This window comes from Pararhizobium sp. LjRoot255 (assembly GCF_964252905.1).
In the GTDB taxonomy this organism is placed as follows: domain Bacteria; phylum Pseudomonadota; class Alphaproteobacteria; order Rhizobiales; family Rhizobiaceae; genus Pararhizobium.
The window spans coordinates 223,545-237,309 of record NZ_CAXUPQ020000001.1 but is presented as its reverse complement, the minus strand read 5'-3'; the positions used below and the strand labels follow the sequence as shown (position 1 = coordinate 237,309).

Annotated in this window: 13 protein-coding genes; 3 read left to right on the top strand and 10 right to left on the bottom strand. The window is 61.9% G+C overall.

Annotation, left to right across the window (positions count from 1 at the left end; genetic code table 11):
• Positions 1 to 129 precede the first annotated feature (129 nt).
• The 3 genes from ACSQ2W_RS01205 (at position 130) to pssA (ending at position 3,742) form a co-directional block, all read left to right on the top strand.
• Positions 130 to 2,016, top strand: coding sequence for an ABCB family ABC transporter ATP-binding protein/permease (locus ACSQ2W_RS01205; protein ID WP_436084598.1), 1,887 nt, complete (start codon positions 130 to 132; stop codon positions 2,014 to 2,016).
• A gap of 140 nt (positions 2,017 to 2,156) precedes the next feature.
• Entirely contained in the window at positions 2,157 to 2,855 is a 699-nt protein-coding gene (locus tag ACSQ2W_RS01200) for a phosphatidylserine decarboxylase (protein ID WP_436084597.1), read from the top strand.
• A 35-nt stretch (positions 2,856 to 2,890) separates the two neighbouring features.
• On the top strand, positions 2,891 to 3,742 hold the full coding sequence (gene pssA, locus ACSQ2W_RS01195; protein WP_436084596.1) for a CDP-diacylglycerol--serine O-phosphatidyltransferase: 852 nt from the start codon (positions 2,891 to 2,893) through the stop codon (positions 3,740 to 3,742).
• Positions 3,743 to 3,814: 72 nt separating this feature from the next.
• On the opposite strand, the gene ACSQ2W_RS01190 is transcribed toward pssA, so the two are convergent.
• The 10 genes from ACSQ2W_RS01190 to rplI form a co-directional block, all read right to left on the bottom strand.
• A complete protein-coding gene (locus ACSQ2W_RS01190) occupies positions 3,815 to 4,555 on the bottom strand; it encodes an SDR family NAD(P)-dependent oxidoreductase (RefSeq protein ID WP_436084595.1) in 741 nt (246 codons plus the stop codon).
• Between the two features lie 131 nt (positions 4,556 to 4,686).
• Entirely contained in the window at positions 4,687 to 6,177 is a 1,491-nt protein-coding gene (gene purF, locus ACSQ2W_RS01185) for an amidophosphoribosyltransferase (RefSeq protein WP_436084594.1), read from the bottom strand.
• Positions 6,178 to 6,333: 156 nt separating this feature from the next.
• Entirely contained in the window at positions 6,334 to 6,948 is a 615-nt protein-coding gene (locus ACSQ2W_RS01180; RefSeq protein WP_436081969.1) for a CvpA family protein, read from the bottom strand.
• Between the two features lie 239 nt (positions 6,949 to 7,187).
• Complete coding sequence (radA, locus tag ACSQ2W_RS01175; protein ID WP_436084593.1) at positions 7,188 to 8,591, bottom strand: DNA repair protein RadA; 1,404 nt, start codon at positions 8,589 to 8,591, stop codon at positions 7,188 to 7,190.
• On the bottom strand, positions 8,591 to 8,869 hold the full coding sequence (locus ACSQ2W_RS01170) for a type II toxin-antitoxin system RelE/ParE family toxin (protein WP_436084592.1): 279 nt from the start codon (positions 8,867 to 8,869) through the stop codon (positions 8,591 to 8,593). Before ACSQ2W_RS01170 ends, radA begins: the two co-directional genes overlap by 1 nt.
• Positions 8,859 to 9,122, bottom strand: a complete 264-nt coding sequence (locus tag ACSQ2W_RS01165) for a type II toxin-antitoxin system ParD family antitoxin (RefSeq protein ID WP_436084591.1) — start codon at positions 9,120 to 9,122, stop codon at positions 8,859 to 8,861. Before ACSQ2W_RS01165 ends, ACSQ2W_RS01170 begins: the two co-directional genes overlap by 11 nt.
• Before the next feature lie 54 nt (positions 9,123 to 9,176).
• Entirely contained in the window at positions 9,177 to 10,337 is a 1,161-nt protein-coding gene (gene alr, locus ACSQ2W_RS01160; protein ID WP_436087635.1) for an alanine racemase, read from the bottom strand.
• A 139-nt stretch (positions 10,338 to 10,476) separates the two neighbouring features.
• Positions 10,477 to 11,121, bottom strand: coding sequence for a TerC family protein (locus tag ACSQ2W_RS01155; RefSeq protein WP_436084590.1), 645 nt, complete (start codon positions 11,119 to 11,121; stop codon positions 10,477 to 10,479).
• Positions 11,122 to 11,264: 143 nt separating this feature from the next.
• A complete protein-coding gene (locus ACSQ2W_RS01150) occupies positions 11,265 to 12,764 on the bottom strand; it encodes a replicative DNA helicase (RefSeq protein WP_436084589.1) in 1,500 nt (499 codons plus the stop codon).
• Positions 12,765 to 13,172: 408 nt separating this feature from the next.
• A complete protein-coding gene (rplI, locus tag ACSQ2W_RS01145) occupies positions 13,173 to 13,748 on the bottom strand; it encodes a 50S ribosomal protein L9 (RefSeq protein ID WP_436084588.1) in 576 nt (191 codons plus the stop codon).
• Positions 13,749 to 13,765 lie beyond the last annotated feature (17 nt).

Below are 13,765 nucleotides of genomic sequence, written 5' to 3'. Positions count from 1 at the left end.
CGAAAGGCGCCGCTTTTTGATTGGAGATTGCGGGCGCGCTTTCCTATCGATGTTCATCGTCGTGACATGCAAAGCACGCAAGGACGGCTGTTGTGAAAAGCAGCCGAAGAACGAAGGCGGAAACACAAAATGGCAGCCCAGAAGAAGACGGTATCGGCGGACGCAGGCAATCCGCTGCACACGATCATCAATCTCTGGCCCTATATGTGGCCGAGCAACCGCAGCGACCTCAAGATGCGCGTGGTGTGGGCGACGGTCATTCTGCTGGCCTCCAAGATCGTGCTGCTGCTCGTACCCTATTTCTTCAAATGGGCGACCGACGCGCTGAACGGCAAGACCGACATCGTCGGCGCCGTTCCTGCCGTCTTTACCGGCGCCGTGATGCTCGTGCTCTCCTATAACCTGGCGCGCCTGCTGCAGGCGGGGCTGAACCAGCTGCGTGACGCTCTCTTTGCCAGCGTCGGCCAGCACGCGGTGCGCCAGCTTGCCTATCGCACGTTCGTCCACATGCACCAGCTGTCGCTGCGCTTCCATCTGGAACGCCGCACCGGTGGCCTGTCGCGGATCATCGAGCGCGGCACCAAGGGCATCGAGACCATCGTCCGCTTCACCATCCTCAACACGATGCCGACCCTGATCGAGTTCCTGCTGACGGCCGTGGTATTCTGGTGGGGCTATGGCTTCAGCTACTTGGCTGTGACCGCCATCACCGTCTGGCTCTACATCTGGTTCACCATCAAGGCGAGCGACTGGCGCATCTCGATCCGCCGCTCGATGAACGACAGCGATACGGACGCCAATACCAAGGCGATCGATTCGCTTCTGAACTTCGAGACGGTCAAATATTTCGGCAACGAGGAGATGGAGGCCAAGCGTTTCGACCAGTCCATGGCGCGCTACGAGCGGTCCGCGACGCAGGTCTGGACCTCGCTCGGCTGGCTCAACTTCGGCCAGGCGCTGATTTTCGGCGCGGGCACCGCGGTCATGATGGTGATGTCGGCGCTTGCTGTCCAGCGCGGCGAGCAGACGCTCGGCGATTTCGTCTTCATCAATGCCATGCTGATACAGCTTGCCATTCCGCTCAACTTCATCGGTTTCGTCTATCGCGAAATCCGCCAGGGCCTGACCGATATCGAGAAGATGTTCGACCTGCTTGACGTCGAGGCGGAGGTCGTCGACTGTCCGGACGCGAAGGAACTGGTGATCAATCGCGGTGCGATTGCCTTCAAGGACGTGCACTTCGCCTATGATCCAGCCCGCCCGATTCTCAAGGGCATCAGTTTCGAGGTCCCGGCCGGCAAGACCGTCGCTGTCGTTGGGCCCTCGGGCGCCGGCAAATCGACGCTGTCGCGGCTTCTTTACCGTTTCTACGATGTCCAGGAGGGCGCCATCACCATTGATGGTCAGGATGTGCGCGACGTGAAGCAGAAGAGCCTGCGCGCCGTGATCGGCATGGTGCCGCAGGATACGGTGCTGTTCAACGACACGATCGCCTATAACATCCGCTACGGCCGCATTTCCGCTACGCAGGCAGAGATCGAGGCGGCGGCGGATATCGCCCAGATCGGCGAGTTCATCGAGAGCCTGCCGGAGGGGTACGGCGCCATGGTCGGCGAGCGCGGCCTGAAACTGTCGGGCGGCGAGAAGCAGCGCGTCGCCATCGCCCGCACGGTGCTGAAAAGCCCGCCGATCCTGATCCTCGACGAGGCGACCTCGGCGCTTGACACCCGCACCGAACAGGAGATCCAGACAGCACTCGATATCGTCTCGCAGAACCGCACGACGCTGGTCATCGCCCACCGCCTGTCGACGGTCGTCCATGCCGACGAGATCATCGTCCTGAAGGATGGTGGCATCGCCGAGCGCGGCACCCATGGGGAACTTATCGGCCGCGACGGCCTTTACGCCTCCATGTGGAAACGCCAGCGCGAAGCGACGCAGGCCGAGGAAACGCTGAAGAAGGTCCGCGAGAGCGACGACCTTGGGGTTGTGTTGCGCGGTGCGGCGGCGGTGTGAATGGGAGTGATTAGTGAGCAGTGAGTAGTGGATAGCGGGCTTTCTAAGAACTTCTCACTGCTCACTACTCACTAACGACTACCAACTGCTGCCTTTTCCCTGTACGTCCTAGCCGAACGAAAATCTGGAGATCCCTGTTCATGAGCTTGATCAATTCGGTACGCAGCACGCTGGTCCCGGTGCACAAGGAAGGCTATCGCTTCATCGCCGGCTTCTTCGTCGTCTCGTTGCTCCTCGGATTTCTCTGGGAGCCGCTGATGTGGCTCGGCTTCATCCTGACGGCCTGGTGCGCCTATTTCTTCCGCGATCCGGAACGTATGACGCCGCTCGATGACGATCTGGTCATCAGCCCCGCCGACGGCCGCGTCTCTTCGATCGCGCTCGTCACGCCGCCGGACGAACTCGGCCTCGGCACCAACCCGATGCTGCGCGTCTCGGTGTTCATGAATGTCTTCAATTGCCACGTGAACCGCTCGCCGATGCGCGGCACCATCCGCCGCATCGCCTATCGCGCCGGCAAGTTCGTCAATGCCGATCTGGACAAGGCAAGCCACGAAAACGAGCGCAACGGCCTCGTCATCGACACCGCCCATGGCGAAATCGGCGTTGTCCAGATCGCCGGTCTTGTTGCCCGCCGCATCGTCTGCTGGTCGGCGGAGAGCGATACGCTGCAGCCCGGCGAGCGCTTTGGTCTCATTCGCTTCGGTTCCCGCCTCGACGTCTTCCTTCCCGAGGGCGCGCAACCGCGCGTCAGCCTCGGCCAGACCGCGATTGCCGGCGAAACCGTGCTCGCGGAATTCGGCTCCGCCAAGGGTCCGGTCATCAGCCGCCGCGGTTGATGGCGGGCGCTCAGAAACAGGAACAGGAGCACGTCATGGAAACGCCCTTTCCGTCCTTTGAACCGAATGGCCCGAACGAGGAGGCGCGCGGTCCGCGCCTCAGGGAAATTCCGCTGCGGCTGATCGTGCCCAACGTGATCACCGTGCTTGCCATCTGCGCCGGCCTCTCCGGCATCCGGCTGGCGTTCGAAAACCGCTTCGAACTTGCCGTCGCCATGGTGCTGGTCGCAGCCTTCCTCGATGGCATCGACGGCCGCGTGGCGCGGCTGATGAAGGCGACCTCGAAGTTCGGCGCACAGATGGATTCGCTTGCCGACATCGTCAATTTCGGCGTTGCGCCCGCGCTCGTTCTCTATGCTTTTGTTCTCGACCAGGCCCGCTCGCTCGGCTGGATCGCGGCATTGATCTATGTCATCGCTGCCGGCCTGCGTCTTGCCCGCTTCAACGTCATGGCCGAGCGCGAGGTGAAGGCCTCCTGGCAGTCGGAATATTTCGTCGGCGTGCCGGCACCTGCCGGCGCCATGCTGGTGCTGCTGCCGATGTATCTCGGCCTTCTTGGCCTTGCACCGGATCGCGTCGTTGCTCTCGTCTCATCCGGCTACACGGTGCTGATCGCCTTTCTGCTGGTGAGCCGCCTGCCGGTCTGGTCCGGCAAGTCCGAAAACCGCGTGCGCCGCGATCTCGTCCTGCCGATCATCCTCTTCGTCGTGCTCTATGTCGCAACCCTGATGAGCTTCACCTGGGAGACCATGGCGATCACGGCGGTCGGCTATCTCATCAGCCTGCCGTTTGGCGCGCGCAAGTGGCAGAAGAAATACGGCGACTGGCCGCTGCATCCGGATCATCCGGTGCCGGTCGAAGATGGCCTGCCGGAAGACAAGAAGTAGGGTCTCTACCGCCCAACAAAAAAAGCCGCCGCGAGAAACCGCGGCGGCTTTTTTAGTTTCTGTGTTCGAAGATCAATCCGGCATCCGGTAATCAACGATTCGGTTTTCGCGCAGGATGAAGAGCTTGCCGGTCGCCGTCTGGTCCGGTCCGACGAGCGGCAGCAGCTTGGCGGCCACTTCCGAAGGATGCGGCACGGTTGAGGGGTCTTCGCCGGGAATGGCCTGCGCGCGCATGGCGGTGCGGGTGGGGCCTGGATCGACGCTGAGGATGCGCAGCGGCAGGCGCTGCGTCTCGCCGGCCCAGGTGCGCGCCAGGGCCTCGACGGCGGCCTTGGAGGCGGAGTAGGGGCCCCAAAACGGTTTGCACTTGTGTGCGGCGCTGGAGGAAAGGATGAGCGCGCGGCCGGCATCCGATTGCTGCAGCAGCGGATCGACGGAGCGGATCAGGCGCCAGGTGGCGGTGACATTGATGGTCATCACCTTCTCGAAAACCTTGGCCTCGACATGGCCGATCGGCGAGATGACGCCGAGCATGCCGGCATTGGCAACGAGGATGTCGAGCTTGCCCCAGCGCTCGTGGATCGCACCGCCGAGCTTGTCGATCGCCGCCATGTCGGCAAGATCGAAGGGAACCAGTGTTGCCGGCAGGCCGCCGGCGGCCTTGATCGCATCGTCCAGTTCTTCCAGCCCGCCGATGGTGCGGGCGCAGGCGATCACCTGGGCGCCGGCCTTTGCCAGTTCAAGCGCTGTGAAATAGCCGATGCCGCGCGAGGCGCCGGTGACCAGTGCTATGCGGCCCGTGAGATCGATCATGTCTGGATGACTCCGAATTCATTGATGCAGGCCTGCTGTGCCACACCTCCAGGTCCGGACGCAAGGCTTGGCTCGGCACGTTCGGCGGGCGAAGGACGGTCCTCGAATCCTGTTGGATTCGAGGAGCCGTATCAGCCGCCGGTGGCAAGCACCGACAGCTTGAGGCCGGTGGTTTCGCCGTTCTTGTCGAGAAGCCGGGTCGGATAGTCGCCGGTGAAATAGTGATCGGTGAACTGCGGGCGGGCCGGGTTGCGGTTCTCGTCGCCGACGGCACGGTAGAGCCCGTCGATGGTCAGGAACTCCAGCGAGTCGGCGCCGATGTACTTCGCCATTGCCTTGACGTCGGCATACTGGTTGGCGAGCAGCTTGTCGGCGTTCGGCGTGTCGATGCCGTAGAAATCGGGATAGAAGATCATCGGGCTTGCAACGCGGACATGGACTTCGGTTGCGCCCGCATCGCGGATCATCTGCACGATCTTCAGCGAGGTGGTGCCGCGCACGATCGAATCGTCCACCAGCACGACCCGCTTGCCTTCGATCATGGCACGGTTGGCCGAATGCTTCAGCTTCACGCCGAAGGCGCGGATCTGCTGCGTCGGCTCGATGAACGTGCGGCCGACATAATGGTTGCGGATGATGCCGTATTCGAAGGGGATGCCGCTCTGCTGCGCATAGCCGAGCGCCGCCGGTGTGCCGCCGTCCGGCACCGGAACCACAACGTCGCCCTCGACAGGGGATTCCTTGGCGAGATTGATGCCCATATTCTTGCGCGCCACATAGACGCTGCGGCCGCCGACGACCGAATCGGGCCGTGCGAAATAGACATATTCGAACAGGCAAAGGCGCTCTGGCTGCGGATTGGCCGGTTTGCGGGCATCGATGGAAATTGACCCGTCAGGCTGTGTCTCGCAGATGATGACTTCGCCGTTTTCGACGTCGCGGACGTATTTTGCGCCGATGATGTCGAGCGCGCAGGTTTCCGAGCAGAAGATCGGCTTGCCGTCGAGCTCGCCCATGACCAGCGGCCGGATGCCGGTGGGGTCGCGCGCGGCAATGAGCTTGGTGCGCGTCATGGCGAGCATCGAGTAGCCGCCCTCCATCTGCCGGATGGCGTCGATGAAGCGGTCCACCGTCGACGAGTGGCGCGAGCGGGCAATCAGGTGAAGCACGACCTCGGTGTCCGAGGTCGACTGACAGATGGCGCCGGTGGCTATGATCTGGCGGCGGAGCGTCAGGCCGTTGGTGAAGTTGCCGTTATGGGCAATAGCGATGCCGCCGACTTCGAGTTCCGCAAACAGCGGCTGAACGTTGCGCAGGGCGACTTCCCCGGTGGTCGAGTAGCGCGTATGGCCGATGGCGATCGCGCCGGGCAGCTTCGCCAGGATCGCCGGATCGGTATAGTGGTCGCCGACGAGGCCCATGCGCTTTTCGGTTCGGAACTGCTTGCCGTCGAAGGTGACGATGCCGGCCGCTTCCTGTCCACGATGCTGGAGCGCGTGCAGGCCGAGCGCCGTCAGCGTCGCGGCGTCCTGATGCCCCAGGATACCGAAGACGCCGCATTCCTCATGCAGCGTGTCGCCATCGAATTCGTCGTTGATCTCTTCGGATCGCAAATGGGTCATCGCTGTTGGCCTTCATCCTAAGGGCAGGAACGCGTTGCGCATATTGTATCGGGTCATCGGCCCTTCAAGCCACAAGGACTTGAGGGAATTGCATGCCATCATTGCAAAATGGACGGAGCCCGCCGGAGCGGGCCCATATTTTTCAATCATTCGGCCTTAGCCGTTGGTCGCCGCGCCATTGGTCGCGGGCGTTTCCTCGGCCGGCGGCTGGGTGGTCGTGCCGCCAGTGCCTTCGTTCTCGCCTTCGCCGGTCGTATCCTTGCCGCGCAGGCGGTCGAGGATCGTCGCATCGGCATTTTCCGGCAGGAGCGCGATCAGCTTGCCGCCGAGATTGTCGAGCAGCGGCTTGGATTTCGCGGTTGTTACCCACTCCGGCTGCTGCTGCGGCGCGACCAGCCAGTTGAAGAACAGCATGGCGACGACGACCAGCAGAATACCGCGGGCCGCGCCAAAGAGAAAGCCGAGCGTCCGGTCAAGCGCGCCGATACGGCTGTCGATGATGAAATCGGCGATCCGCATGGTGATGAACGAGATGACGATCAGGGCGACGAGGAAGACCACGCCGGCCGAGCCGATCATCGCGACGGTGTCGCTGCTGGTGTAGTTCTTCGCATAAGGCAGGAGAAAGGGGTAGAGGAAATAGGCAGCAGCCGCGGCGCCGACCCAGCTTGCGACCGACAGCACTTCCCGGGAAAAGCCGCGGACCATTGCCAGGATGGCCGAGAAAAGCGCGACGCCGAGAACGATACCGTCGAGAATTGTAATGGGCATGTTGTCCTACTCCGAAACCGCCTGCTGCGCCGCGCGTCCAGTCGGACGCGCAAAGGACGCAGCACCCCTTTGTATCTGCTGCATAGTTTTTAAATCGAACGGCGATTTAAAAACTATGCAGCGCGACCCCACGCTGATTTTCCGCGAACCATATATCATCACGCCGAAGGCGTCTTTCGATGGTTCATCGTTGAACACTGTTTTCACCGGAATTCGCCGAATTTTCAGCGGCGTTTTCCTCAATCATCGTTGTCAGCCTGCTTCAAGGCTCCCTTCGAGCCGGCGATGCGCGCCACCAGATCCGGCAGGCTTTCCATCTCGCTCCAGCTCATGCCGTTGCCCTTGGGCAGGTCGGCGGAGGCGGACGGCAGGACGGCCTGTGAAAAGCCGAGCTTTTCGGCTTCTTTAAGGCGCTGCGCTGTATGGGCAACCGGCCGGATGGCGCCGGACAGACTGACTTCGCCGAAATAGACGCAATCGGAGGGAAGGGCAAGACCGGCAAGCGATGAAACCAGCGCCGAAGCGACGGCAAGATCGGCGGCGGGCTCGGAAATGCGGTATCCGCCGGCGACATTGAGATAAACATCGTGCTGGCCGAGCCGCACACCGCAATGCGCTTCCAGGACCGCAAGGATCATCGACAGCCGCGCCCCGTCCCAGCCGACGACGGCGCGGCGCGGCGTGCCGAGCGATGTCGGCGCGACCAGCGCCTGGACCTCGACCAGCACCGGCCGCGTTCCCTCCATGCCGGCAAAGACGGCAGCGCCCGGAGATTTCGCATTGCGCTCGCCGAGGAAAAGCTCCGACGGGTTGCTGACTTCGCGCAGCCCCTTGTCCGACATCTCGAACACGCCGATCTCGTCGGTTGGGCCAAACCGGTTCTTGACGGTGCGCAGGATACGGTAGTGATGGCCGCGGTCGCCTTCGAAATAAAGCACGGCATCGACCATGTGCTCGACGACGCGCGGCCCGGCAATCTGGCCTTCCTTGGTGACGTGGCCGACGAGCACGACCGTCGCTCCCGTCTGCTTGGCAAAACGGATCATCGCCTGGACGCCGGTGCGCACCTGCGTCACCGTGCCCGGGGCCGAATCGACGATGTCGCTCCACAGCGTCTGGATCGAATCGACGATGACGAGATCGGGCCGCTTGCCGTCACCCAGCGTCGCCAGAATATCCTCGACATTGGTTTCGGCCGCCAGCAGCACGTCGGTATCGGCTGCCCCCAGCCTTTGAGCCCTCAGGCGAACCTGCGCCACGGCTTCCTCGCCCGAGACATAGATGACCCGATGTTTGTAACGCGACAACGCCGCTGCCGCCTGCATCAGCACGGTCGATTTGCCGATGCCGGGGTCGCCGCCGATCAGAACGGCCGAGCCGCGCACGAAGCCGCCGCCGGTCGCCCGGTCGAGTTCGGAAATGCCGGTGGTGATGCGCGGCGCGTCCTCGATCTCGCCGGAAAGAGTCGTCAGCGCCACCGGCCGGCCCTTCTTCGGCGTCCTGCCGGGGCCACCGCCGATGCCACCCATCGGGTCTTCCTCGACAATGGTGTTCCACTGGCCGCAGCCTTCGCATTTTCCCACCCAGCGCGGGTGAATGGTGCCGCAGTTCTGGCAGATGAATTGTGTCCGGGCTTTCGCCATCAAATTTCGCTTTCGGGGAAGTCTTCGGAAGAGATGTCCTGGCGGCCGTGGAGGATGCGGACGATGTAGATATGGGAATCCGTCACGCGGAAATAGATGCATCGGTCGCGATAGGGCAAGCCGCGAAGGGCCTGGCCGATGGAGCGAACTTTCAGGTTGATGTCGAGAACGAAGTTGGCGGCTGCTTCAGGATTTTTGATCGCGATGTATTTGAAGATCGAACGAAGGTCCGCGCGAGCCGCCTGCGAGAAGATTGGTTTGCGGCTGTTAATCGTCATGCTGCCCGAGCATAATATCGTTCAGCAGCGCCTCGCCATCTTCATACTCATAGACACGCCCCGCCGCGATGTCGTCGTCGCCTTCCTTGATCAGCCGCCTCAATTCCGTGAGTTTCGCCTCGTCCCTCTCGAGCAGCCGCAACCCCGCCCGCACGACTTCGCTTGCATTGTTGAAACGGCCCGACTTCACCTGTTCCTCGATGAAGCCGTCAAAGTGATCGCCGATGACAAAGGATTTTTTCGCGTTGGACATGGGGAAACTCCTTTGCCGTCAATCTAACACGAGGTGGGAACAGTTCCTACCCGCCTATGCTTCGATATAGGCACGCTCGTATCGGCTCCCAAGGCTCGTCAGCATCTCGTAGCCGATCGTGCCGCCCGCCCGCGCCACGTCATCGATCGCGATATTTTTGCCGAACAACTCTATGTAGTCCCCTGGCCGGACCGCATTTTTCGGCAGGTCTGTGATGTCGAACAGGCTCAAATCCATGGTCACGCGACCGAGATGCGGCACCTTGTGACCGTTGAGGAACCCGAATGCGCCCGATGGCCTGGCTTGGCGCAAGGTCACGCCGCCGCCGGACACCGAGCGATGGTACCCGTCGGCATAACCGATGGCGACGATCGCCACGCGGCTGTCGCGGGAAAACTGCGCCGAGGCGCCATAGCTCGCAGTCTCGCCCGTCCTGACGCTGCGGATTTGCAGGATGCGTGCCTCAGCCGTCACCACCGGTTTCATCGGGTTCGGTACGCCGTTGACGGCCTCGCCGCCGTAGACGGCAATGCCGGGACGGGTGAGGTCGAAATGGAAATCCGGTCCAAGGTGGACGCCGGCCGAGTTGGCCAGGCTTGCTTCGATGCCTTCGAAAGCGGCGGCAACCATCCGGAATGATTCAAGCTGACGGCGGTTCAGCGGATGGGTGGGGTCGTCGGCGCAGGCGAGGTGGCTCATCACCAGGACAGGCGAAAAGCTTGCCGGGCGGGCAGGGTCGTTTGCCAGCGCCAGAGCCTCGGAAGCGTTCAGTCCCAGCCGGTTCATGCCGGTATCCACGTGCAGCACGCAAGGATGATCACCGCGTTCCGACAGTACCGACATGAAGAAGGCCAACTGTTCTTCCGAATTGATGATCGGCACCAGGCCGTTGTCGAAGAAAAGCTGTTCGTTGCCCGGCCACATGCCGGCGAGGATGTAGATCCGCCCGTCCGGCACCAGCGGGCGCAGTGCAGCCCCTTCCTCGGCATTGGCGACGAAGAAATCCCGGGCCCCGGCGGCGTAAAGGGTTTCGGCTGCCGGTTCGATGCCGATGCCATAAGCATTGGCCTTCAGCACAGCGGCCGCCCGCGCCTTGCCGGACAGGTTGTCCATCTTGCGCCAATTGTCAGCGAGCGCACCGAGATCAATGATCAAACGGTTGGAGGCAGCATCGAATGCGGGAAGGGCGGAGGAGGGATCGTGCGATTGGGCCATGGCAAAAGGGATACAGCCAAGTGTCCCGAACTGCAATTGCAGCATTCGCGGAAGCGGCAAGTCGGTAGCCGGTAGCCGCTCCCCGGAGTATTTTCATAGTGGCAACCGGCGGTCTTTCCCGCCGGCAGCCATTTGCCGACTACATGAACGACGAGGTCAGAATCGGTTCCACTTCCATGAAGCCTTCGTAGATCATCTTCAGCGCGACGAAGAGGATGATGGCGAGACCCACATAGGAGACCCAGTGATAGCGGTGCAGCAGCTTGGCGATGAACGACGCGGCAATGCCCATCAGCGCGACTGAAACGGCGAGGCCAATGATAAGGATGTTGGGGTGTTCGCGCGCGGCACCGGCAACGGCGAGCACGTTGTCGAGCGACATCGAGACGTCGGCAACGACGATCTGCAGGGCTGCCTGTTTCAGCGACTTGCGCGGCGCGCGATCGCCGACAACGCCGTTTTGATCGATATCCTCGCCCGTCAGCGTCTCCACGCCTTCTTCTTCTTGCTTGTAGGTAGTCCTGAGCTCACGCCACATCTTCCAGCAGACCCACAGCAGAAGGATACCACCGACGAGCAGCAGGCCGAGAACTTCGAGCAATTGCGTCGTAAGCAGCGCAAAGGCGATACGCAGCACAGTCGCAGCCCCGATCCCGATCAGGATCGCCTGGCCGCGCTGTTCCTTGGGAAGGCCGGCGGCCGCCAGACCGATGACGATGGCGTTGTCGCCTGCGAGCACGAGGTCGATCGCAAGCACCTGCAGCAGCGCGATAAAGGCGTCCATGAACAGATTTCCCCAGACTAAAGATGTTGTACCGCAGCCATTGCAGCCGTGGCTATTCAGCTAATTTTCTTTCCGCTTACCCGGAAGTCCGGCAATTTGCAACGTGCCGAACCCCATTTGCCCCCCAGAGCGGTCTTTTCCAGTCAATGCTCGTACTGGGTGAAGGACGGATCGGCGAGGTCCGTGAAGCGGGTGAATTCCGACTGGAAGGCGAGCTTGACGGTGCCGGTCGGTCCGTGACGCTGCTTGGCGATGATCACGTCTGCGGTGCCCTTCACCTTTTCGAACTGCATCTTCCATTCTTCATATTTCGGGTCGAACTCGTCGCGCGGCTCCATGTTCTTGACGTAGTATTCCTCGCGGAACACGAAGAGCACGACGTCGGCGTCCTGCTCGATCGAGCCGGATTCGCGAAGGTCGGAGAGCTGCGGCCGTTTGTCCTCGCGGCTTTCCACCTGACGGGAGAGCTGGGAAAGCGCGATGATCGGCACGTTCAGCTCCTTGCCGAGCGCCTTCAGACCGGTGGTGATCTGGGTGATTTCCTGCACGCGGTTGTCGCTGGATTTGCCCGAGCCGGTCATCAGCTGGATATAGTCCACCACAAGGCAATCGAGACCGCGCTGGCGCTTCAGCCGGCGGGCGCGGGCGGAAAGCTGGGCGATCGAGATGCCACCGGTCTGGTCGATATAGAGCGGCACCTTCTGCATGTGCTGGGAGCAGGCGACGAGCTTTTCGAAATCGTGCTCGGAAATATCGCCACGGCGGATTTTCGAGGAGGAGACCTCCGTCTGCTCTGAAATGATACGCGTTGCCAGCTGCTCTGACGACATTTCGAGCGAATAGAAGCCGACGACGCCGCCGTTCTTCGCCTTCATCGAACCGTCGGCCTGCACTTCGCCCTCATAGGAGGCAGCGATGTTATAGGCGATGTTGGTTGCAAGCGACGTCTTGCCCATGCCCGGACGCCCGGCAAGCACGATCAAGTCGGAGCGCTGCAGGCCGCCCATGCGGGCGTCGAGCGAGTGAATGCCGGTCGAGACACCCGAGAGCGAACCATCGCGCTCGAAGGCTTGTCCCGCCATGTCGATCGCCAATGCCACCGCGTCGTTGAACGACTGGAAGCCGCCGTCGTAGCGCCCGGTTTCCGCGAGTTCGAACAGGCGGCGTTCGGCATCCTCGATCTGGCTCTGCGGCGGCATGTCGAGCGGCGCGTCATAGGCAATGTTGACCATGTCCTCGCCGATGGTGATCAGCGAGCGGCGCAGCGCCAGATCATAGATTGCCCGGCCGTAATCTTCCGCGTTGATGATCGAGACGGCCTCCGAGGCGAGACGGGCGAGATATTGCGCCACCGTCATGTCGCCGACCTTCTCGTCGGCCTTCAGGAAGGTCTTGATGGTGACCGGGTTGGCGGTCTTTCCCATGCGGATGATGTCGCCGGCGACCTCGAAGATCTTGCGATGCAACGGTTCGTTGAGGTGAACCGGCTTCAGGAAGTCCGAGACGCGATAGAAGGCATCGTTATTGACGAGAATGGCGCCCAGGAGCGCCTGCTCGGCCTCGAGATTGTTCGGCGCTTCGCGATACTGTGCTTCGGCCTGGTCCTTGGCAATGGGGACAAGTCTGCGCGCTGCTTCGTTCATGGCGTTCCGTCTCTGTCTCGCGTGGTCTCATGGGTGCGGGTACCGATGTGCGGGCATTGCGGCCAGGGGTCTAGTGTATGGTTGCAACAGCTGCCGACGCATTTGATCCGGGGGCAAGCCGTCACCGTTGTTCACAGGGCTTCACAGTTGAACGCGAAAATTCCGTCGATACGGGGCATTGGTCATTGACCGGGTTTCGCCCGAATCACTGCCGTCGACGTCTACGCAGGATTCTACCGCCTCTTGAATTTACTTGCAGGAGTTTTTGCTGCGGGATGGCATGGAAAAACTGCAGCGTGCCGGGAAAAGCAAGCGGCGCGCGAGAACGAAAAAAGGCCCGCGACATCAATCGCGGGCCTTTCTGTTTGTCGAAGAGGGCGCCGGCTCCGGCGCCGCCGCTCTTCAGGCTTACTCTTCTTCGGCTTCGAATTCTGCTTCCGGGTTGAAGAAGTCTTCCGGCTTCAGGGCATCTTCGTCAACGCCGTAGATGGCGTCGGCGGAGGTGAGGCTTTCACCCTTGAGCTGGCGTTCTGCTTCTTCAGCCGAGCGGGCAACGTTCATCTGAACCTTGATTTCGACTTCGGCATGCAGGTGCAGGACGACGTTGTGCAGGCCGATGGTCTTGATCGGGTTGTTGAGGTCGACCTGGTTGCGGCCGATGTTGAAGCCTTCGGCAGCCAGAACGTCAACGATGTCGCGGGCAGCGACCGAACCGTAGAGCTGACCGGTTTCGCCGGCCGAGCGAACGACGATGAAGGACTTGCCGTCCAGCTGTTCGGCAACGGTCTGGGCTTCGGATTTGCGCTCGAGGTTGCGGGCTTCGAGCGTCGAACGCTCGGCTTCGAAACGCTTCTTGTTGGCTTCGTTGGCGCGCAGCGCCTTGCCGAGCGGCAAGAGGTAGTTACGGGCAAAGCCGTCGCGAACCTTGACGGTTTCGCCCATCTGGCCGAGCTTGGCAACGCGTTCGAGAAGAATGACTTGCATGATGATATCCTTTCGTT

Excerpts from the sequence above, each read along its gene's own strand:
- ACSQ2W_RS01205 (WP_436084598.1), top strand. The coding sequence starts at position 130 with ATGGCAGCCCAGAAGAAGACGGTATCGGCGGACGCAGGCAATCCGCTG.
- ACSQ2W_RS01200 (WP_436084597.1), top strand. The coding sequence starts at position 2,157 with ATGAGCTTGATCAATTCGGTACGCAGCACGCTGGTCCCGGTGCACAAG.
- pssA (WP_436084596.1), top strand. The coding sequence starts at position 2,891 with ATGGAAACGCCCTTTCCGTCCTTTGAACCGAATGGCCCGAACGAGGAG.
- ACSQ2W_RS01190 (WP_436084595.1), bottom strand. The coding sequence starts at position 4,555 with ATGATCGATCTCACGGGCCGCATAGCACTGGTCACCGGCGCCTCGCGC.
- purF (WP_436084594.1), bottom strand. The coding sequence starts at position 6,177 with ATGACCCATTTGCGATCCGAAGAGATCAACGACGAATTCGATGGCGAC.
- ACSQ2W_RS01180 (WP_436081969.1), bottom strand. The coding sequence starts at position 6,948 with ATGCCCATTACAATTCTCGACGGTATCGTTCTCGGCGTCGCGCTTTTC.
- radA (WP_436084593.1), bottom strand. The coding sequence starts at position 8,591 with ATGGCGAAAGCCCGGACACAATTCATCTGCCAGAACTGCGGCACCATT.
- ACSQ2W_RS01170 (WP_436084592.1), bottom strand. The coding sequence starts at position 8,869 with ATGACGATTAACAGCCGCAAACCAATCTTCTCGCAGGCGGCTCGCGCG.
- ACSQ2W_RS01165 (WP_436084591.1), bottom strand. The coding sequence starts at position 9,122 with ATGTCCAACGCGAAAAAATCCTTTGTCATCGGCGATCACTTTGACGGC.
- alr (WP_436087635.1), bottom strand. The coding sequence starts at position 10,337 with ATGGCCCAATCGCACGATCCCTCCTCCGCCCTTCCCGCATTCGATGCT.
- ACSQ2W_RS01155 (WP_436084590.1), bottom strand. The coding sequence starts at position 11,121 with ATGGACGCCTTTATCGCGCTGCTGCAGGTGCTTGCGATCGACCTCGTG.
- ACSQ2W_RS01150 (WP_436084589.1), bottom strand. The coding sequence starts at position 12,764 with ATGAACGAAGCAGCGCGCAGACTTGTCCCCATTGCCAAGGACCAGGCC.
- rplI (WP_436084588.1), bottom strand. The coding sequence starts at position 13,748 with ATGCAAGTCATTCTTCTCGAACGCGTTGCCAAGCTCGGCCAGATGGGC.